Source organism: Bacteroides fragilis (genome assembly GCF_019583405.1).
Lineage (GTDB): Bacteria > Bacteroidota > Bacteroidia > Bacteroidales > Bacteroidaceae > Bacteroides > Bacteroides fragilis_B.
In genome coordinates this window covers 228,085-249,199 of sequence record NZ_SZUU01000003.1, presented here as the reverse complement: position 1 = coordinate 249,199, position 21,115 = coordinate 228,085, and the positions used below count along the sequence as shown (strand labels likewise).

The window sequence follows — 21,115 nt, the reverse complement described above, 5'->3', positions numbered from 1 at the left end:
AGGTCTGTAATACGAGGGACCTATTTTTGCGCCAGAAAACAACAAGCAGATGTTATGGACAATGTACAACAAGTAAAAACTAATTCACAAAAGAAACTTTCCGATTTCCTTTTCATTCTTTGGGCAGGTGGTGCTGCATTGCTCTCCTACTCACTGGTTTATGCACTAAGAAAACCTTATACGGCTGCCGGATTCGATGGACTTGAGGCATTTGGAATGGATTATAAAGTAGTGGTCACTATCGCACAGATATTAGGATACGTACTTTCCAAGTTCATTGGGATCAAACTCATTTCAGAGTTGAAACGGGAAAACCGGATGAAATTCATCCTGATCTCCATTGTACTGGCAGAAGCTTCGTTGATACTGTTCGGACTACTACCTGCACCTTATAATATAGGAGCTATGTTTCTGAACGGTCTTTCATTGGGATGTATGTGGGGAATCATTTTTAGTTTTATAGAAGGACGCCGCATGACGGACATACTCGCCAGCCTGTTGGGTGTCAGTATGGTTATCAGCTCGGGAACAGCTAAGTCCGCCGGCTTGTTTGTTATGGACACTTTAAACATAAGTGAATTCTGGATGCCGGCTCTGATCGGAGGTATTGCTTTACCCATACTCGCCCTATTGGGTTATTCTCTGAACCGGCTCCCACAACCCACGGCCGAAGATATCGCCATGAAATCGAAACGGGAAACACTGAACGGCAAACAGCGTTGGGATATCTTCAAGAATTTTATGCCATTTCTCACCCTGCTCTTCATTGCCAATGTAGTATTGACAATCTTAAGGGATATCAAAGAAGACTTCCTGGTGAAGATTATCGATGTATCCCAATACTCTTCGTGGATGTTTGCTCAGGTAGACAGCGTAGTAACTATCATTATCCTTGTCATTTTCGGGTTGATGGTTTTTGTACGAAGCAACTTGAAAGCATTATCGATATTACTGGGATTGATCATCATCAGCATGGTAGTGATGGCAGTGGTTTCATTTGGCTACGAACAATTGCAATTAAACGCTATTGTCTGGTTATTCATTCAGAGCCTCTGTCTTTATCTGGCTTTTCTCACTTTTCAGACCATTTTCTTCGACCGTTTTATCGCTTGCTTCAAAATCCGGGGTAATGTAGGTTTCTTTATTGCCATGAATGATTTTCTCGGCTATACGGGTACGGTTATCGTATTGGCTGTCAAGGAATTCTTTTCACCTGACATTAACTGGACCGCTTTCTACAACCTGATGGCCGGCTATGTAGGAGTGATTTGTTTTGTCGCTTTCGTATGTTCATTTATCTATCTGCATCAACGTTATCGTAGAGAGAACTACGGAAAAACAGGCGTATTCAGAAAAAAAGAAGAAGAAAAAGAAGTTCCTGATTTCGTATATTAATTGCTATCTTTGTGGGTCAAAAAACTTAAAATAAAAGTTCACCATGAAGATTTTTCCAAGTAGCAGCATCAAAAAACTGGATGCTTACACCATAGAACATGAACCGATTGCATCGATCGACCTGATGGAACGGGCAGCGCAGGCACTGACAAAAGCCATCACTGAACGTTGGGACATCACAACTCCTATCACGGTATTTGCGGGACCGGGTAATAACGGCGGAGATGCCCTTGCCGTAGCCCGCATGCTGGCGGAAAAGGAATATAAGGTTGAAGCCTATCTGTTCAACCCGAAAGGAGAACTGTCAGCCGACTGTCAGACCAACAAAGAGTTGGTGGAAATGATGGATAATGTGAAGTTCAGTGAAGTAAGCACACAATTTGTACCTCCTACCCTGACAATGGATCATTTGGTAGTGGACGGACTTTTTGGTTCGGGACTCAATAAACCGTTAAGCGGCGGTTTCGCGGCTGTAGTGAAATATATCAATGCATCGCCTGCTACAGTGGTTGCTATCGACATCCCTTCGGGATTGATGGGAGAAGAAAACACATTTAACGTAAAAGCCAATATCATCCGTGCCCATCTGACACTGAGCCTGCAATTGCCCAAACTGGCTTTTCTCTTCGCAGAGAATGCCGAATTCGTTGGTGAATGGAAATTGCTGGATATCAACCTCAGCCATGAAGCCATCGAAGAAACAGAAAGCAATTATGCCTTATTGGAAGCAGAAGAGATACATGCTTTGATCAAGCCCCGCAGCCCCTTTTCACACAAAGGAAATTTCGGACACGCCTTGCTGATTGCCGGATCGTATGGTATGGCAGGGGCTTCAGTGCTGGCGGCCCGTGCCTGTATGCGTTCGGGGGTAGGATTGCTGACTGTACACGCACCCATGCGTAACAATGACATCCTACAGATTTCCGTCCCGGAAGCAATTGTCGAACTCGATGCCAGTGATTCCTGCTTTGCTTTTCCCACGGATACAGATGACTATCAGGCTGTAGGAATCGGTCCGGGCATCGGACGCTCGGAAGAGACCGAAGCTACACTGCTTGAACAACTCAGTGGTTGCCAGACACCTCTGGTACTGGATGCCGATGCACTAAACATATTGGCCAACCACCGCCACGCACTGACCACATTGCCCAAAGGCTCTATTCTGACTCCCCATCCCAAAGAACTGGAACGCATGGTGGGCAAATGCCAGAACTCATACGAACGACTGATGAAGGCCTGTGAACTGGCCCGAACCGCCAAAGTACATATCATATTAAAAGGAGCCTATTCGGCAATTATCACCCCCTCGGGCAAGTGCTATTTCAACTCTACGGGTAATCCGGGTATGGCAACAGCCGGAAGCGGAGATGTATTGACAGGTGTCGTGCTGGCTTTGCTCGCACAGGGATATCCGGCTGAAGAAGCTGCCAAAATCGGTACTTATGTACATGGTCTGGCAGGTGATTTCGCACGCAAAAAGCAAGGCGTTATCAGCATGACGGCAGGAGACATTATCAGTAATCTGCCATTGGCTTGGCGTCTGGTAAGCGAATAAAAGTTAACAACTTATGATTTTCCAAATAACTTCATTAACTTTGTTTTTTAAACCAGTTAAAATAAACCGGAAATGAAAAAGCTAATTATACTGACAGGGCTGTTACTCTCTACCTCGGCTTATGCCCAGACCGAAGTTACAGCGGGAGTTACCCGGGGAAAAGATTACGGTGTAACCTATGCACTTCCTAAAACAGCAATCAATATTGAAGTCAAAGTCAATAAAGTGACATATACTCCGGGAGAATTCAGCAAGTATGCCGACCGTTATCTCCGGTTGACCGATGTGTCGGGTGAGCCTCAGGAATATTGGGAACTGGTCAGCGTCAAAGCAAAATCTGTCGGTATCCCCGATAGCGAACATACCTATTTTGTCAAGCTGAAAGATAAAACAGTAGCTCCGCTAATAGAATTGACCGAAGATGGTATCGTAAAATCAATCAACGTACCGCTATCTCCTAAAAAATCGGCTCCGATGCAACCCGCCACGACACAGAAAAAGAAGATAAATCCACGTGATTTTCTGACCGAAGAGATTCTGATGGCAGGTTCTACGGCTAAAATGGCGGAGTTGGTTGCCAAAGAGATTTATAACATTCGTGAAAGTAAAAATGCCCTGGTACGCGGACAGGCAGACAACATGCCCAAAGATGGGGAGCAACTGAAGATTATGCTTGCCAACCTAGAAGAGCAAGAGGCTGCCATGACCGAAATGTTCTCGGGTACCTTGAATAAAGACGAAAAGATATTCAACATCCGCCTCACTCCGGATAAGGAAATGGACAACGAAGTAGCTTTCCGCTTTTCGAAGAAGCTGGGCATAGTTGCCAATAACGATCTTGCAGGAGAGCCGGTTTATATCACGCTGAAGAATCTGAAAACCGTCAACGTACCGGAAGACGATGGCAAAAAGAAGGTGGACGGCATTGCCTATAATGTGCCCGGCAAAGCACAAGTAACACTAACGGAGGGGAAAAAGCAATGGTTTAACGGAGAACTTCCTGTCACACAATTCGGTACCATCGAATATCTGGCTCCGGCGCTTTTCAATAAGAAATCGACTGTTCAGGTTACTTTCAACCCGGATACAGGAGGCTTGATCAAGGTAGATAGAGAAGAAGGAGAATAAAACATAATCAAAAACTCCGGCCGATCTTAAATGAAGTGCACCCCAAAAGTTCATGTTTAACTTTTAGGGTGCACTTCATTTTTAAATCAGCCGGAGTCTCTTTATTATATTCCGATAGTATATCGTAATGCAATCAGTTCTCAATCACTAATTTCACAAATCCGTCTTTCTGCAACTGAGTGATATAAGCCGTAATACGTGATTCGTAATTTTCTTCATAATTGAAGTGTTCTGCCAGCTCTTCAATAATCCGGCGTACGGTTCTCTTTCCGTCAATCAACTCCCATACGGCAGTGCCATGATCTTCCAGCCGGACATGAATATCCGCAGACATTCCTTTAGGCAACAAGAATCGCCGCATCCACTCGTATTTAAACCGGGGGAAAGCAATGGTAACGGTACCATCGCTTCCCTTTTCGGCCGTAATATTTTCACTACGGAAAGGAATTACATCCAGAAGATTTATTTTCTCTACGATATTATTAACAGAAAGGAGCATAGCTAAAGTGCATTGTTCTTAAGATATCTTGCTACAGCCAATAAATATTGTTCTGTATATTGAGGTAAAGCTTTATCTGGAGTAAACAACATTTTTATTTTCATGTTTTCATCTACTACAAAAAAGAAAGGTATACAATATGTTTCTACAGGTAAATACGATAATGTAACATTACTTTCGTATAAACTAAAACATCTATTTTTATATATCGTTTTTTTCTCTAGTGAAGATACGTCAGATAAAACGATCATAACATTAGATTTCTCATTTATTTCACCAAAAACATTTTCCAACTGCTTACGTCCAAACTCAATGCAATCTGAACACATATTGCCAGATACTCGATATATTAATTTAGGCGTTGTCAACAAAGAGGATATTGGAACTAATGTAGAAGAATCATTCCCATAAAAAACATCTCGTTCTATCATATTCTGATTTTCACTTTCGAGCCAAAAATTAAACTGATCTTTTAAGTAATAATATTCTAGCTCTTTCGCTGTTTCCTTCTGCTTTTTTTCTCCCAAAACAGTAACTTTAGAATATATACGAACAGATAGTATCAAGCATAATATGAGTAGTAGCACTGACGATATCGATAAATATCTTTGCATATCCTTATTTTTTTAATGTATAAAAAATAAATTCAATAATTCATCTATTATCAAAAACTATATTTTATAATCAGAGGATTTGAATCTATAGGTAAACTATCTAAATATTCCCAAGTAGCATTAGAAAGCCACTCACGTTTCACGATACGTTTTAAATCAGATAATGAAACAATACTATATAAACATTCCCTATTCACAAAGAAAGGATAATAAATAAGCACATTATTCCTTTTATTAAATAAATAACGCTGCTTCTTATTCTCTTTATTTATAAACAAAGTATTAAAACCATAGTCATATGGGTAATGTAGCATAATCCAATTATCCGTTTCTGCATAATCAGATAAACAATATATCTTCTTTAAACCTTTGTTTTCATTTGAATAATAAGGGATTTCCTCATCTGCAGGTAGTTTCCTTGCATCATAGTCATCCTTTCCAAAAGAAAATTGACTTTCTATTTTAAGTTTACCATCCTGCATTACTTCATATATTCGTTTCTCAATAGAAGATAAAAATAACAAACGTCCTTCTACTTTACGGAACGGAGATTGAATACTTTTATATGGAGTCTTACACAAAAGAAATTCTTCAGACATTTTAAAATCTTGCAATATTCTATTCTTTTTTAAGGAATAAATCAAAAGTCTTCCATCTTTACATAATGAACTGAGAGCTAACAAATCTGAATTTATAGGAAAAAAGTAATGAACGGCTTGATAACGAATTCTATTAGAATAAATCAAACTATCTTTATCATCATAGATATTATACTTACCATATGCAGATAATGTAGAAATATTTAAGTTAGATGGGTCTACAAAAAAATCCTCTATATCAGAATAGCAATCTGGTCCTACTCCTTTTTTATTTAGTTTATGAATAAAAGCTCCAGTAGCATCAAATTTCAATATGTTATACATTCTCTTGTCTAAAATATAAATAAAACCTCCTTCAACACATATCTTATCAACGCCACTCATCAAGCATTCATCAGCCGTTTCTAGAGGTATTACTTCTATCTTAGAGAAAACATCATCTATAGATATACTATCATTTTTAGTATTAGCATCCACTACTAAAATATCTTCTTCAGTTTGGTATATGCAGCCACACCATATATTTGAAACTACTAATAGCCCCAAAAATAAATTCAAATATTTCATTTCTTCTTATGGATGAGGAGACATTCCAAAAATAGTACAAAACACAGCAAGAAATCCATTGCAATATTCTTCTGGATCTCCTGTTTTTATACAGTGTGCCGCTTGATTACCATTATTGCAAATGTATAATTCAAAGCGTTGACATTCCCCGTACCAACCACTACTACATGTTATAACAAACCCATCATCCCAACCATCTTCGGGATTAGCTAAAGATTCTAGATTAGCTAATGATGTTGTTCTCTCTACAAGATCTCTTTTCAAAGTCGGAAGTTGATACCAAAGAGAACTAACAACAACCGCAACAAATACTAATAATGCTACTATTTTTTTCATAATACAATATATATTAGTTTAACATTTTGCAATATAAGAAAAATAAAATTCAAAAAAAAGCATATATATATATTTTTAAAAAAAAATCTTAGATTTCCAATTTTTACCCTGAAATATGAATAACATGAGTTCGATATAAAATTAACTCCTTTGCAATAGAATTTAATTAAAAATAGCTAGTAGTGAATATTGCAGGAATTCAATCAATTTAAGATCTGAAGAAATGATGTATATTTTAAAAAAACGCCAAAGCAATTTTCTTTCACACGAAATAGTGAAGTTGCATTTTATCAGCCAATCTAGAAAAAGGAAAGGGCTATGAATCCACTCCAATTCACGGCATCAAAAACTCTGCAATAGTCTCTGAAAATATTACACTCTGTAAAATCTAAGTAAGATGACTTGGAGATTTTTTGTATCCTTATTATGTTTTTATATATTGATCGCCACTGATTGAATCTCTCAAATATATTTTCACAAAAGTGTCTAAAGCCAAAAGCCAACTAATTCGAAATAAATTAGTTGGCCCTAATTTAAGGAATATACCTAGTGTCATTCGACGGCACGTTCGCCTTCATGGCGATGCCCAGATTCAATATCAATTTTAAGCCAAGACAAAGTAAAGATAATGGCATCATCACTCCCCTTCTTAGCTATAATATTCTCACTATGAAAAAATATTATATCCAGAAGATTTATTTATTTTTTTGCGTCTGCCATATTTCCTACTTCTCTTGTTTAAAAAACACTTTATTTCTTGATATTGGCTTCTTCCAAACCATAATGCCTCTTTTTATCTTCTTTACGCAACAAAAACGCTATAAAGATAGCAATCAACCCAAAAACAGCAAAAATACACATTGGGATTGTATAATCATAGTCGACAATAAGCCCTGAAGAGTTTTTTACAGCAGCAAAATCATTGATAACCCAACCTATCAACAATGGAACCATAGACAAACCAATATTCTGAATATAAAAGATAATAGCATAAGCAGATCCTAATTGCTTCATTGGAATAATCTTTGGAACAGATGGCCACATAGCACTAGGTACAAGCGAGAACGCAATACCAAGAACAATCATCACAATAACAGCAAACCACCAAACATTCATCAATGGTAATGCAAAAAGAACATGTACAACAGTCAACATAACAGAACCTATAATCATCAGTGTGGCCCCCCTCCCTATACGGTCATACAAAGTTCCAAATACCGGAGTCAGCAAAATTGTGCCAAAAGGTAATAATGCAGGAATCAATCCTGCAAATGATTCAGGTACATGATATTTAAATATCATTAATTTTGTAGCAAATTTTAAAAATGGGAAAACCCCTGCGTAAAACATCAAACAGAGCAAAGTCACCAGCCAAAATCCCTTATTAGTAAAGATTAGCTTCAAGTCCGTCATTCTGAAACCTTCCTCATCATCCGATGACAGACTAGTGGCTGAAACTGAACTATCTTCTTTTTTATCTAATACACAATACACTAAATAGAAAAGAAGACCAACACACAAAGCAATAGCGCCAAACAGTACCGAATAAGAGATATCCTGCATCGAACGGGCAATAGGTAAACTGACACCTAATGCCAATGCCGTACCAATACGAGCCATGGCTACTTGAAGTCCCATAGCCAAAGCCAATTCACGGCCTGTAAACCATTTAACAATAATTTTAGATACTGTGATACCAGTAATTTCACATCCCACTCCAAAGATAGCGAAGCCTAGTGATGCCACTATTACCTGCATCTGCATACCAAACATCGTCGCCGAACCAAAGTCTACAGAAAGAGCATACCATTTAATTAATGCACCAACCAACATCAAACTAGCAGACATCAATCCTGTAAAACGTACTCCCATCTTATCAAGAATAATGCCACCAAAAAACAACATCAATAAAAAGACATTGATATAACCATAAGAGCCTGAAAAGAAACCATATTCAGTATCTTTCCAGTTTTTACCTTCAACGGCTGCATCCACTGTCTTTTCAATAACGACCGTTTTCAAGGAAATTCTACGAATAACACTATCATTAGCAATGATACCACTTCTCAGTTGCAAATTATCCGCTACAATACTTTGTACAGAGTCTATGACTTCACAAGTTTTTCCTCTCGTAAAAGAATTTAATAGCTCCTCATCAGTTGCAAACTGTTGCTCTAAAGTAGAAGAAGTCATGTCTGAAATCATTTCCACCGCTCTTATTTTAGCGACCAATGAATCCGCAAGCATGGATGTACCATCTGTGAAATAAACAATCTTCCCCTTTGTCGTCAATAACCGATCCAAGGGTGACATTACATCTGTTAGAAAATAGCCGCACATCATCGTAAACGAAACAATGAGCAATGCCGTCCAACGCGCCCAAGTCTTATCACTTAGTTTTTTTTGAATGGTTTCTGTCATATTTTAAAATTTTATGTTTTTATTAAGGACAAAGGTAATTAATTATAGAATGTCATCATCACCAAAAACTAAATTTTACAGCAAAGAATAAGCGAAGCTGCAAGTTTCGGTTTGAAATTGCAGCTTCGCTTATCGTTTCTTAAAAAGAATCTGTTGTTAGTTTGCCGGAGTAGCCGGAGTTTCTGTGGCAGGTGCTTCAACCGGAGCAGCAGCGTCTGTCTTCGGTGCAGTAGTACCTACGGGCAGGTTATAAGGGTTGGTCTGCTCTTCCTGCTGTGCCTGTTCCATAATGACATCTTGTGTTTTAGAAGAAGAAGTCGGAACGACATACGCAGTAGCAATGCTCATCACAACCATAAATGCAGCTAAGCCCCAAGTTGCTTTTTCCAGAAAGTCTGTAGTTTTGCGTACACCCATAATCTGGTTAGATGATGAGAACCCTGAAGCAAGACCACCGCCTTTTGAGTTCTGAATCAACACAATGAAGCACATCAGTATGGCTGCAATAACCATTAAGATAACTAATAATAAGTACATTTTGTTATTTTGATTTAGCGTTAATAATCAATTTCTCTAAAAATCTGATTTGGTCTGCAAAGTAAGCATTTTTTTTTGGATATTTCAAACTTAATTTTTTAATAATTTCAAGAGCCTTGGAATATCGATGCTGTTTGACGTATATTTTGGCCAATGTTTCGGTAAAACAGCTATCATCTTCATCTTCTTCATGATGCGTCTCGCTCTCTTCCTCTTCGGAGATAGCTTTATTTTCATCTGCCGGTTGCAAACGGATGGATGTTTCTTCTTCACTTCTTTCGATAAAGCCGTCAATCAATTCATGACCGCGAAGTTTGGGAGTTTCTTCCAGTTCCGGTGTATCGTCTTCTTGCAGCAAATAGGTGGTATAGTCCGTTGCATAGTCCAGGCTTGTCTGGGCTGAAATCTCTTCGGGCACGGTGGCCAGAAAAGCATCGATCAGGGAAAGCGTACGATCGAGGCTGGGCTCTTCCTCTAAAACTTCTGTTTCGGGAAGTGCGTTCTTTTTCCGAGGTTTCAAAATATATCGTTCACCCTCAATCAGATAAAACAACTTCCGGCGATCTGCCACATGCAATATGGCTTTACGAAGCTCGGCACCGAAAGAGATATCGTGCAACAAATATAGATTTTTAAGATAGAGTAATCGCAGTGACTGAAAATAAGGATAGCGTGTGACAAGCGTTCGCAACTCGTACAAAGTTTCTTTATTCAGCGTTTCCGGATGCTGAATCCATTGTTGTAAGTTAGCAGAAATCATTCTAATTACCAGTTTGCTACCGTTGCGTTAAATATTTGATCTGTAATCTCTTTGGTCATCTCCGCAATCAGTCCGTCCTGAACGGCTGTCAGCAACTCCCTCGAATCATAGACACGGAAGGCCGAGAACTGTTGCTCGAAGTCCTGTTCATGATTCGTATTGTTCACAAAACGAACATTCACTGTGATAGTCAGCTTGGTTTCAGAAGAGTATCCGTCGGCCGAAACAGCCTGGTTATACTGATTATATCCGGTAATCTCTCCATCAATCTCGAGGTCGGCATTATTATTCACCAGTTTCAGACGGGTCTGACGAAGGAAAATGTCTTTCAGATCCTCGTTGAACTTAGTGCCTAACGGTGCATAAACATAGTCCGACTTAATAGGAAAGTCGGCAATAGAGATAGTCTTTACCTTATCGTAATTGATATTACCACCATTAAACTTATAAGAAACAGTACACGAAATTCCTACTACCAGTGTGAAAACCAGCAGTGAAATTCGCATTATCTTTTTATTCCAATCCATATTCTTTTATTTTTCGGTAAAGGGTACGCTCGGATATATTAAGATCCTTTGCCGCGCTCTTTCGCTTGCCATGATGCTTTTCAAGGGCTTTGCGTATCATTTCTTTCTCGACTTCGTCCAACGAAAGCGACTCTTCCACATACTCTTCGGTATCTTGTATGTCATCGTCATCGGGACAATTGGGCTTGACCGGATGAATGATGGCAGGTACGGAAGGCGTAGGGGCTACTACCGGAGCCGGCGTATAAAACGTGCCGACATTGGAGGTTACCGCTCCGCGCTCGGACATAATTTCGTGTACAAGCTTTTTCAGCTCGGTCACATCCTGTCGCATGTCAAAAAGAACCTGATATAAGATTTCACGTTCACTTTCGAAGCTCTTCCCCGTCTTTACACCGAACAGGGCAGGCAATCGCTGCGTATTCTGGGCAGGCAGATAAGATTGCAAGATAGGGGCATTAATCTCACGATTGGTCTCAATTATAGAGATTTGCTCCGTAATATTCTTCAACTGGCGCACATTACCCGGCCAGGAATAAGACAGCAAAACCCGTTTGGCATCTTCGGTCAGCTGTATGGCGGGCATACGGTACTTCTCTGCAAAGTCACTTGCAAACTTACGGAACAGTAACAGCACATCCTCTCCACGCTCCCGCAAAGGAGGAATCTGGATGGGCACTGTATTGAGACGATAGTATAAATCCTCACGGAAACGTCCCTCTGCAATGGCCTGGGTTAAGTTGACATTGGTAGCAGCCACAATGCGGACATCCGTTTTCTGTACCTTGGAGGAACCTACTTTTATAAACTCCCCACTCTCGAGTACACGAAGCAAACGTGCCTGCGTGGGCAAAGGCAATTCTCCGACTTCATCCAGAAAAATTGTTCCGCCGTCGGCTTCACCAAAATACCCCTTTCGCTCACCGATAGCTCCCGTAAAAGCTCCTTTTTCATGGCCGAACAATTCTGAATCGATAGTTCCTTCAGGAATAGCGCCACAGTTGACAGCAATATACTGTCCATGTTTGCGACGACTGTATTGATGAATGATCTGAGGGAAACTTTCCTTACCGACACCACTCTCTCCGGTTATTAGTACGGACAAATCGGTAGGTGCTACCTGTATGGCAACATCTATCGCACGCGTCAAAGCTTCAGTGTTACCAATAATACCGAACCTTAGTTTTACCTGTTGTATTTCCGCTTTTGTCATATTCGCACTAAACTCCCTTCCTGATTAAATATCATCATCTACTGTATCGAGCTTCAGTTTATCACTGTCGTCTCGTTTTTCGTAATATTGTTTACGCAACGGATTGGCATGTGCTTCCTTCTCACGTTGGCGGTTACGGAATACGTCGATCGCTACATAAATAGCCTGACGGAATGAATCTTCACAAGCAACGCCTTTTCCTGCAATGTCATAGGCTGTGCCATGTGCGGGAGAAGTACGTATCACCGGCAAACCCGCCGTGTAGTTCACACCTTCATCCATGGCCAATGCCTTGAAAGGAGCCAATCCCTGATCGTGATACATGGCCAGTACTCCGTCAAAATGAGTAAAATTACCCGATCCCATAAATCCGTCAGCCGGATAAGGGCCATAGCACAAGATTCCCTTGGCAGCCATTTCCTGAATAGCAGGAGAAATGATTTCCTGTTCTTCCGTACCGAGCAATCCGTCGTCTCCGGCATGCGGATTCAGTGCCAACACTGCGATACGCGGCGCACCAATCCCGAAATCCTGTTTCAACGACCGGTTGAATATGACAAGTTTCTCCTGAATCAGCTCCTTGGTTATTGAAGAAGCTATCTCGCGAACCGGAATATGCCCTGTCACCAAAGCTACCCGGAAATCCTCTTTCATCAGGATCATCAGTGATTTAGAACCATTCCCCAGACGTTGTTCGATGTATTCCGTATGTCCGGGAAAAGCAAATCCTTCGGACTGAATCGTATGCTTATTGATAGGAGCCGTCACAATGACATCGATCAAGCCTTCCCTGAACTCCTCTATCGCCTTCTCAAGTGCTCCTAAAGCAGCTTTACCGGCTTCCGGATCGGGTTTTGAAAACTCCACTTTTACCTCGTCATCCGTACAGTTGACCACGCTCAGGCGATTGTGTGCAGCTTCTGCAGCGGTATTGACAATACTGAAGTTAGTAGGCAAATCGAGCGACTTGCGGTGATATGCAGCCACTTTCGGAGAGCCGTAAATGACCGGTGTACAGAGTTCCAACATGACGGGGTCGGCAAACGTTTTTAAAATGACTTCGTATCCTACCCCGTTTATGTCTCCCTGAGTGATACCAATTTTTATTTTGTTATCTTCCATTTTGTTATTTGTTAGTTTTCTCCTCCTGCTCTATGCCCATCGGAATCTGTTCCTGCGCCTTCTCGGTAGGAAGTTGCAAAGTATACAGAGATGCTTCCAACCGGCGCATCAGGTCACGCTTCATTTTATCGGGTGAGTAAATAAATACTTCTGTAGTGATAATACGGTGGCTGGCTTTATCCAGACGGGTGTGCGAAACAAACGGACCGCCCATGAAATCGCCCTTTATACGCCACAGTCCGCGTGCTTCCATTGTATAATCTCCATGAATATCGATCGGGCGAACCTCTACAGTAGACGAATCAGTTGTCATGTACATACCCTCTTTGGCACCCGGAATATTAGCCTTCATCACTGAATCGCGCTTATGGACGAAAAATTCTTTCGTAAAGGTATCCTTATCTGTATACGGGTAAGAGTAGATCACAAAGTTCTGGTCTCCGGTAGCGGCATTAGTACCTGCCCAGAAAAAGTCTTCTCCTGTCTTCGAACTGCTCAGTTCGGCCGGAAGCCAAATATCACTGTTGAACATGCTACCTACTTTCGTCGAAATATAGTCATTATGATTTTTCTCCAGGAAAGAGATCTGACGGTTCATTTCGGCACGGGTAAAGAAATCTATAATCGGCTGTTTGTTCTCTTCGACAAACTTCTCAAACGATGCCTCGTCCGGAGCCTGGATAGTCAGAATCATCTGGGGAGATGCATATACATCCTTGGCATACTTGAATTTAGGCTGAGTATAAATGTCCTGTATATCTACGATAATAATGTTGCGCACCAACTTCAGGATGGCATCAAAATCTTTGGGAGAGGTGGACATGATCCTGAACGAACGTTCCGATTGCGGAAGTCCGGGCACATCTGTATCGAGCACATTGTACAAAGCTCTACCGGCAGGACGCTCCCACACAGGCTTCTCAACCACAACGAGGACCTCGTAAGCACGTCCGCTGGAAGTTGGAGTAAACACACTTTTCTTGCCGCTTTTACAAGAAAACAACACTACTGCTACAAGAGCCATACTGAGGTAAAACAGGTACTTTTTCATATGCATCAATTTTAATGTTTTCACAAATCTACGAAATGGTCGTATACTTTCATCCAATGTGCTGATAATTTATATTAATTCTTGTTACTCTCCTCCTGTTTGGCCGTTGATAACATCCCGCAAGCAGCAAAAATATCTTCTCCCCGGGAAGCTCGAATCGTAGTGAACAATCCATGTGAAGTCAGGTAGTCACGAAATGACGTCATAGTCTCCATACCGGCACCCTCGAGGTCTACTCCGGGAATGGCATGAAACCGGATTAAGTTCACCCGACAGTCAAGCCCACGCAGCAATTTCAACAGCTCCTTAGCATAAATCAGCGAATCATTGACGCCCTTAAAAACAATGTATTCAAACGAAAGTCTGCGTTGTTTACTAAAATCATAGTTTTTTAACAGATCGACCATCTCTTTAATAGAGAAAGCCCTCTCGGCCGGCATCAGCTCAGAACGTTGTGAAGGAAAAGGAGAATGCAAGCTGATAGCCAGATGACATTCGCTTTCTTCAATAAAGCGTTGAAGGCCTTTCCGCAATCCTACAGATGACAAAGTAATGCGCTTGGGACTCCATCCGTATCCATACGAAGCGGTCAGGACGTGCAGCGCTTTTAATACTTCATCCAAATTATCAAGGGGCTCTCCCATCCCCATCATCACGACATTGGTCAACTTATCCCGCTCCGGCAATGCTGCGATTTGATTCAAGATCTGATTGGCTGTCAGACTTGCGGTAAATCCTTGTTTACCCGTCATGCAGAACTTACAGTTCATTTTACAGCCCACCTGAGAAGACACGCACAATGTCGCCCGATCCTCGTCCGGAATATACACCGCTTCAACAAAATGATTGTCACTCACCCGATAAAGATACTTCACCGTACCATCTACGGAACGCATCTCATCAACAGGCGCGGATATCCCCAAATCATACTCTCCTTTGAGCAACTCTCTATGCTTCAACGACAGATTGGTCATTTCATCAATAGAAGTCACTTTTTTATCGTATAACCAGGAAGCGATCTGTTTGGCTGCAAAAGCAGGCATCCCCAAATCTTTGGTGACAGATTGCAATTCGGTAAGGGTCATTCCTAAAAGTGGATATTTGGGCATATTTACTACAAATATTTATTTATTCATGCAAATGTAAGGAATAAAAGTCGATTTTAAAAAAGAGAAGGGACAAAAGTTAATAGGAAGAAGGAAAGAGATAGCAAAAAGAAAGGCTGTTCCTGTATCGGAACAGCCTTTCGTATATTAAAACGACGTTATCTAAAAAACAAATCTGTTTTTAGAAGAACAGGTATCGCTTATCTTTTACATCGCCTTTCAGATAAAGATCATTCATAAAGCGACTCGCCAGACGGGCATGCATGTTTTCCAATGTAGTCTCTTCTGATTTGGCATCAAATGTTTCGTTCAGCTTATCTTTGGCATATACCTGCAACACGAATACACCACCATTACCCTTGATTGGAGCACTCAGCTTATTGATATCCGAAACCGAAGCGTATGCACCTACCAGCGGCTCACTGCTGCGCAAAGCGGCTACATAAGCAGGCGCTGCAAATGTTACGTGTTTTACAGAATCACTTACGGCATTGGCCATTGATGTGTACTGGGCAATTGTAGTTGCATTGGCAGCCTTCATGTCGGCCATGATCTTCTCAGCTTTCTTATCACGAATAATTTCCGCTCTCAACTGATCCTGAACCTGAGCCAAAGGACGGTAACCTTCTTCAATCACGTTAACCAGACCTACAACCAACATACGATCACTTTCACCACATTCATACAAACCGGAAACTTCACCCGGTTTCGCAGCAAACGCCCACTTCAATGCTTCTTTGGTACCTCTGATACCGCCGATTCCGTGTTCCGAGCTATACAGATCATTTCTTTCCAGCAATTTGTAACCAGACTCTTCAGCATTAGCTGCCATCTTTTCTACTGTCGGATTAGCTGCGATAAACTGACTGAAGTCATTATAAGCCTTATTATAAGTTTCTTTGCTGAAATCAACTGCACGTTTAATAACGGCAACTTTATATTTATCTTTCACAGCTTTCTTGTCAGTCACCTGTAAAATGATATTGCCTTGTCCCAATGATACGTTAGCGAGTTCGTTTACTCCCAGATTGTTGATAGTGCTGATAAACTTCAAGTTATCACCATCAATCTGTGCATTTTCGTAGTTAGCAGACGAAATCCAGTTGGATTCACCTGTTTGTCCATACTTCTTAGCCAAAGCTGCAAAGTCGGCCCCACCTTTAACAGCAGTATAGATGCTATCAGCCAAAGCCTTTGTTTTAGCGGCGTCTTCAGCGTAAACCTGAATCTGACGGAACTGTACAGAATCGGCAGCAGCCACTTTAGACAACACCTTGAACGAATTGATAGTATTGTCGCTTGAATTGTAGTAAGGACCATATACTTGTCCTATCGAAGCCGAATCCATGCGTGCAACTACATCTGACGGGAAAGCTCTTTTAGTATAGTACAAGTCAACGTAAGGGTATTCCGACCCGGTGGAACGGATGAAAGTAGTATAATCACCATTGGCAGTAGCCAGTTGGTTTGTATAATCAGTCACTTCCTGCTGGATGGCAGCTCTGTCTTCTGCACTGGCTGTCACCTGCACATCAATGTATTTGATATTGCGTGTTTCAACATATTGTTTGAACTGTTCTTTCTTCTTATTATAGAGATCTTTCAGCTCTGACTCTTTCACTGTAATGGTAGAATCAACAATTGAAGAATAAGGCACAGCAGCCAACAGTACATCCGATTGGTTCACTCTTGCATCGAAAGCATCTTGTGCTTCAATCGGGTTAGAGAAAAGAGCCTTTGTCACCAATGCCTGATATTTTTCAGCCAGACGGCTCTGAATCAGAGTTTTTTCAACGAATGACCAAAGTTTGTGCATGCCTTCATAGTATTCTACATATTGAGACGGCATCTTAGTTTTGTCCATTTTAGAGTAGTCAGCCAAGAATTTCTTCAACATATCTTTATCGAAAGCACCCGTTTGAGGATTACGGAAAGGAGTCTGCTGCAGCAACGGATTCACACCTTCGTTAATGATTGATTGAATTTCAGCCTTCGAAACAGTAATACCGAGCTTCTTCGCTTCTTTTTCAATCAGTTTATTGTTCACATAACTACGCCATACTTCATCTTTCACCTGATTGGTCTGTTCATCATTCAATGAACTCATTCCGCTTGAGAACTTGATTACTTCGGTATATTCTTCTACCATGTTCTGGTAGTCCTGAGCAGAGAGAGTTTCTCCATTGACTTCGCCTACATCATGCGATTGGTGTGGCTGGAGAACTTTCCAGGCATCGCCCGCAATGAAAGCAAACAAAGCCAAACCAATAACGATCACCAACAGGGGTCCTTTGGATCTAATGTTTTGTAATGTTGCCATTTTGATTAATACGATTTATTTGTTATTATTATTTTCTTCATCTTTGGTTTTAGCGCACGAAGATACAAAAAATGCTAATATGCATCTATTTATTAGCTAAAAAATTACAGCTATCGATCATTATTCCATTACTTTCAGCCGAACAAGTTCGATTTTCGTTGCTGTAACCTTAATTATCTTAAACTGATATTTACCGACAGAGACCAATTCGTGCAATTTCGGAAAGCTCTGGTACTGATTCAAGATTAACCCTCCCACCGTCAGATAGTCATCGGATTCGGGAAGCTCCAAATTAAAGGTTTCGTTTACTTTTTCTATTTCCAGACGGGCCGAAAGCACATATTCATGCTCTCCGATCTGCTTACAAACATAGGAAGTATTGTCATGTTCGTCTTCTATGTCACCGAAAATTTCTTCAACAAGGTCTTCAAGGCTGACAATGCCCGAAGTTCCTCCAAATTCATCCACTACCACGGCAATGGTCTTTTTCTGCTGCATAAACAGCTTCATCAGTTTATGGGCCGCCATCGTTTCAGGCACTATGGGAACCTCTTTCACATGATCGCGCCAATCCTTCGGGTTACGAAACATTTCGGACGAATGAATGTATCCCACCACATTATCTATATTACCATCATAGACTATTATTTTTGATATGCCTGACTCCACAAACCGATTTTTAAGTTCCTCAAGAGTTGCATCTAATGCAACAGCTACCACTTCTGTCCGCGGGACGATGCAATCGCGTATCTTGACTGCCGAGAAGTCTAGTGCATTCTGAAAGATTTTCACTTCCGTGTCCAGGGTTTCCTCACTTTCGGCATTGTCTATGCTTGACTGGACAAAGTAATCCAAATCTACCTTACCAAAAGCTTTAGCCGAAGCTTCCTTGTTCACCTTCACCCCAAACAGACGGAGAAAGAGATAAGAGATCCCCGACGAGAATTTAGATATCGGATAGAGAACAACATAACAGATAAAGAGAGGAATCGCAGAAACGTTCAGAGCCAGATTCGGATTAATCTTAAAAAGCGTTTTTGGCAAAAACTCTCCTGTCACCAAGATAACCAGCGTGGAAATCACAGTCTGTACCAGTACCATCACAAAATGGTTAGTGATCCATCCGGCCAGTAAATTGTCGCCGATAATCTGCGCCATCAATATACCATAGATAACCAAAGCGATATTATTCCCTACCAGCATGGTCGAAATAAAATCATTAGGATTCCGGAAGAATAGCGAAAGGATACGCGATGACACCCCTCCTTTCCGGTCCATTTCAAAACGAAGTTTGTCTACGGAAACAAAAGCAATCTCCATTCCCGAAAAGAAAGCAGAAAACGCCATCGTAATCAACAGGTAAATAATGATGCTCATAGTTACTTTACAGAATCTGTTTTTGCCTTTTCGGCATCTTCATCGATATATACTATACCAGATATGTTATGAACAACCGGCTTCATAAACTGATCGTCTGATTCAAAGCCATATCCGGTCATAATCTGATCCGGCTTTTCCATCCGGACAAACTTATCGGTATACACTTTCTTGGTGGCTTCATTCCAATATAACAACTCAGTAGTCACATGATCCCCCTTCAGACTCTTGATGTCGACATTTCCAATAAGCTTCCAGAGCCGGTCACGATCATAATAATAAGCTGTATCCGCCTTTATACTCGCATCTATATGAAATAGCGAATCGAACTGCTCCAGATAAATGCCCTTCTCAAAGGCCCAATACGAGGGTTTTTTCTTGTCAAAAATCAGCCACTCTTCAGTATTGACCCGATAACGCGTAACTCCGGAATCGGATATAAGAGTCGTTACTCCTCGCGTATCCATGACAGGGAGAGAATCCCGTTCGGTAATAGCATCAGCCATCACCTTATTTTTTCCGCCACAGGAAGAAAATAAAAGAAGCATAACAATTGCCCCGAAGACAATTGTTATGCTCAAACTTTTATTTAATAAACCGTTACTTTGTTGTCGCAACATAGATTTATCTGATCGTTGTAGACTCTCCAATCCAACCACCAATAGTGATGCGGTCACCGGCTTTGTAACCCAACATAAACAAGTCTTTAGCCTGCGGAGTATAAGCAGCATATCTGCTGATCATTTTGTTAGCTTCTTCGGCAACGCTCGGGTCTACGGATTTAGCTTTCTGCAATTTGTCAATAACAGCAAAATAAGTACACTTGTTCAAAGCCGATTCATCACTCCAGTTCGGACTCATTGCATACAGGTTAGCAATAAGGATGTAAGGAGCACCATAGTTTTCATTGAAGCTGATTGCTTTCTGAGCATAAGCTCTTGCCTGAGACAATTTCTTAGCTGTAGTTAAAACACTGGCAGCAGCATAAGCCTTTTCCGCTTTTTTCGCATTATCAGTCTCCAGATTAATAGCTTCATCAAAGAACTTCACGGAAGCGTCTATATCTCCTTTTTTATAGGCTTGGTATGCACATCCGGTAGCGGCTTCAGCTGAAGGCTCAATCTTATATACATAGAATGAAGCTTGCTGATAAGCATCGCTATCCGTACACTTCATCATTTTCATAATGCTTATGACCTTTTTCAAATAAGCCAAATCTGTCTGATTGGCCTCAACTTTAGGAGCATAGATAGCTTGGAGTGATTCGCAATCGGCAGTACCGCTATTGATGAACAGGGCAACCAAATTATCTTTGATGCCTCCAAGGGCTTTCTTCGTGCTCTCTTTATCAGCAGCAGCTATAGCATCATCTACATATTCGGATGCAGCCAGATAATCCTGAATAAACTGCTCCTTGTGAGCCGGGTCTGTCTTCAACTTATCATGTGACATCTGCAGGAAGTAGAATATAGTAGCTCCCGAAGATTCAGCCTTTACAGCATCCACTGATTTTTTCAGCCATTCATAGGCCTGATTTACATCCATATTAGGAGCAAAGGCAATATAATCGACAGCCTTGATTCCCAAAGCCTCGTCCTCTGATGATACTTTCACACCTTTTCCTAAAAATTCTTGAGTATACTTCATACGCAGATCATGCGTATTCATCAACTCATCAAAATACTTTTTGTATTCTGCAGAGTTTCTGTCCTTGATCTGCCCCAGCAACCCTTTCAGAATTTTATAACCGTCTGTGAAGGTATAGAAACGAAGAGTAGGGCAGTTCTCCAACACAGCTTTCCACGGAGTATAAGCATCTTTGAAATTGCCAGCTTTCACTGCTTCGTGAGAAATACTACTGTTCGAATTACAATTAGCGTCGTCCTGTGCTACCACAGTTGTTGCTCCCGCCGAAAGAAACAACACAGCCACAAGCGTTTTAATTTTCATTGTATCTAAATTTTAGTTGTTATATAATACCGTCTATT

Annotated in this window: 19 protein-coding genes; 3 read left to right on the top strand and 16 right to left on the bottom strand. The window is 41.0% G+C overall.

Translation table 11 applies throughout. The features are described 5' to 3' along the window. Window positions 1-54 precede the first annotated feature (54 nt). The 3 genes from FDF36_RS08310 to FDF36_RS08300 all read left to right on the top strand — a co-directional run bounded on the left by FDF36_RS08310 (window position 55) and on the right by FDF36_RS08300 (window position 4,078). Window positions 55-1,395, top strand: coding sequence for a DUF5690 family protein (locus FDF36_RS08310; protein ID WP_101602835.1), 1,341 nt, complete (start codon window positions 55-57; stop codon window positions 1,393-1,395). Window positions 1,396-1,438: 43 nt separating this feature from the next. Beyond that, window positions 1,439-2,950 carry an NAD(P)H-hydrate dehydratase gene (locus FDF36_RS08305; protein WP_220391019.1) on the top strand — a complete coding sequence of 504 codons (1,512 nt, stop codon included), beginning with the start codon at window positions 1,439-1,441 and terminating at the stop codon, window positions 2,948-2,950. Between the two features lie 72 nt (window positions 2,951-3,022). Then, window positions 3,023-4,078 carry a DUF4831 family protein gene (locus FDF36_RS08300; RefSeq protein ID WP_005801184.1) on the top strand — a complete coding sequence of 352 codons (1,056 nt, stop codon included), beginning with the start codon at window positions 3,023-3,025 and terminating at the stop codon, window positions 4,076-4,078. A gap of 133 nt (window positions 4,079-4,211) precedes the next feature. Here the strand turns inward: FDF36_RS08300 and FDF36_RS08295 are convergent, their stop codons facing one another. The 16 genes from FDF36_RS08295 to FDF36_RS08215 all read right to left on the bottom strand — a co-directional run bounded on the left by FDF36_RS08295 (window position 4,212) and on the right by FDF36_RS08215 (window position 21,077). Next, window positions 4,212-4,577, bottom strand: a complete 366-nt coding sequence (locus FDF36_RS08295) for a PqqD family protein (RefSeq protein WP_032562508.1) — start codon at window positions 4,575-4,577, stop codon at window positions 4,212-4,214. A gap of 2 nt (window positions 4,578-4,579) precedes the next feature. Continuing rightward, window positions 4,580-5,191: a hypothetical protein gene (locus tag FDF36_RS08290; protein ID WP_032562507.1), complete on the bottom strand. Its 612-nt coding sequence runs from the start codon at window positions 5,189-5,191 to the stop codon at window positions 4,580-4,582. Between the two features lie 50 nt (window positions 5,192-5,241). After that, window positions 5,242-6,357, bottom strand: coding sequence for a 6-bladed beta-propeller (locus FDF36_RS08285; RefSeq protein WP_032562506.1), 1,116 nt, complete (start codon window positions 6,355-6,357; stop codon window positions 5,242-5,244). Window positions 6,358-6,363: 6 nt separating this feature from the next. Next, window positions 6,364-6,693, bottom strand: a complete 330-nt coding sequence (locus tag FDF36_RS08280) for a hypothetical protein (protein WP_032562504.1) — start codon at window positions 6,691-6,693, stop codon at window positions 6,364-6,366. Window positions 6,694-7,443: 750 nt separating this feature from the next. After that, window positions 7,444-9,114, bottom strand: coding sequence for an MFS transporter (locus tag FDF36_RS08275; RefSeq protein ID WP_032562503.1), 1,671 nt, complete (start codon window positions 9,112-9,114; stop codon window positions 7,444-7,446). Window positions 9,115-9,270: 156 nt separating this feature from the next. After that, a complete protein-coding gene (secG, locus tag FDF36_RS08265) occupies window positions 9,271-9,651 on the bottom strand; it encodes a preprotein translocase subunit SecG (RefSeq protein WP_005785472.1) in 381 nt (126 codons plus the stop codon). 4 nt (window positions 9,652-9,655) lie between these two features. Next, entirely contained in the window at window positions 9,656-10,411 is a 756-nt protein-coding gene (locus FDF36_RS08260; RefSeq protein WP_220391018.1) for a tetratricopeptide repeat protein, read from the bottom strand. Window positions 10,412-10,416: 5 nt separating this feature from the next. After that, window positions 10,417-10,938 carry an LPS assembly lipoprotein LptE gene (lptE, locus tag FDF36_RS08255; RefSeq protein ID WP_008658877.1) on the bottom strand — a complete coding sequence of 174 codons (522 nt, stop codon included), beginning with the start codon at window positions 10,936-10,938 and terminating at the stop codon, window positions 10,417-10,419. After that, window positions 10,925-12,151, bottom strand: a complete 1,227-nt coding sequence (locus FDF36_RS08250) for a sigma-54 interaction domain-containing protein (protein ID WP_220391017.1) — start codon at window positions 12,149-12,151, stop codon at window positions 10,925-10,927. Before FDF36_RS08250 ends, lptE begins: the two co-directional genes overlap by 14 nt. A 24-nt stretch (window positions 12,152-12,175) precedes the next feature. After that, window positions 12,176-13,273 carry a 4-hydroxythreonine-4-phosphate dehydrogenase PdxA gene (pdxA, locus tag FDF36_RS08245; RefSeq protein ID WP_220391016.1) on the bottom strand — a complete coding sequence of 366 codons (1,098 nt, stop codon included), beginning with the start codon at window positions 13,271-13,273 and terminating at the stop codon, window positions 12,176-12,178. 4 nt (window positions 13,274-13,277) lie between these two features. Beyond that, on the bottom strand, window positions 13,278-14,324 hold the full coding sequence (locus tag FDF36_RS08240) for a DUF4837 family protein (protein ID WP_220391015.1): 1,047 nt from the start codon (window positions 14,322-14,324) through the stop codon (window positions 13,278-13,280). 74 nt (window positions 14,325-14,398) lie between these two features. Next, window positions 14,399-15,433 carry a dual-specificity RNA methyltransferase RlmN gene (rlmN, locus tag FDF36_RS08235; RefSeq protein WP_220391014.1) on the bottom strand — a complete coding sequence of 345 codons (1,035 nt, stop codon included), beginning with the start codon at window positions 15,431-15,433 and terminating at the stop codon, window positions 14,399-14,401. Window positions 15,434-15,611: 178 nt separating this feature from the next. Continuing rightward, on the bottom strand, window positions 15,612-17,750 hold the full coding sequence (locus FDF36_RS08230; RefSeq protein WP_220391013.1) for a peptidylprolyl isomerase: 2,139 nt from the start codon (window positions 17,748-17,750) through the stop codon (window positions 15,612-15,614). A 120-nt stretch (window positions 17,751-17,870) separates the two neighbouring features. Continuing rightward, window positions 17,871-19,127, bottom strand: coding sequence for a hemolysin family protein (locus FDF36_RS08225; RefSeq protein WP_220391012.1), 1,257 nt, complete (start codon window positions 19,125-19,127; stop codon window positions 17,871-17,873). Between the two features lie 2 nt (window positions 19,128-19,129). Then, window positions 19,130-19,747, bottom strand: coding sequence for an LPS export ABC transporter periplasmic protein LptC (gene lptC / locus FDF36_RS08220; protein WP_220391011.1), 618 nt, complete (start codon window positions 19,745-19,747; stop codon window positions 19,130-19,132). A 4-nt stretch (window positions 19,748-19,751) separates the two neighbouring features. After that, window positions 19,752-21,077 carry a hypothetical protein gene (locus FDF36_RS08215; RefSeq protein WP_220391010.1) on the bottom strand — a complete coding sequence of 442 codons (1,326 nt, stop codon included), beginning with the start codon at window positions 21,075-21,077 and terminating at the stop codon, window positions 19,752-19,754. Window positions 21,078-21,115 lie beyond the last annotated feature (38 nt).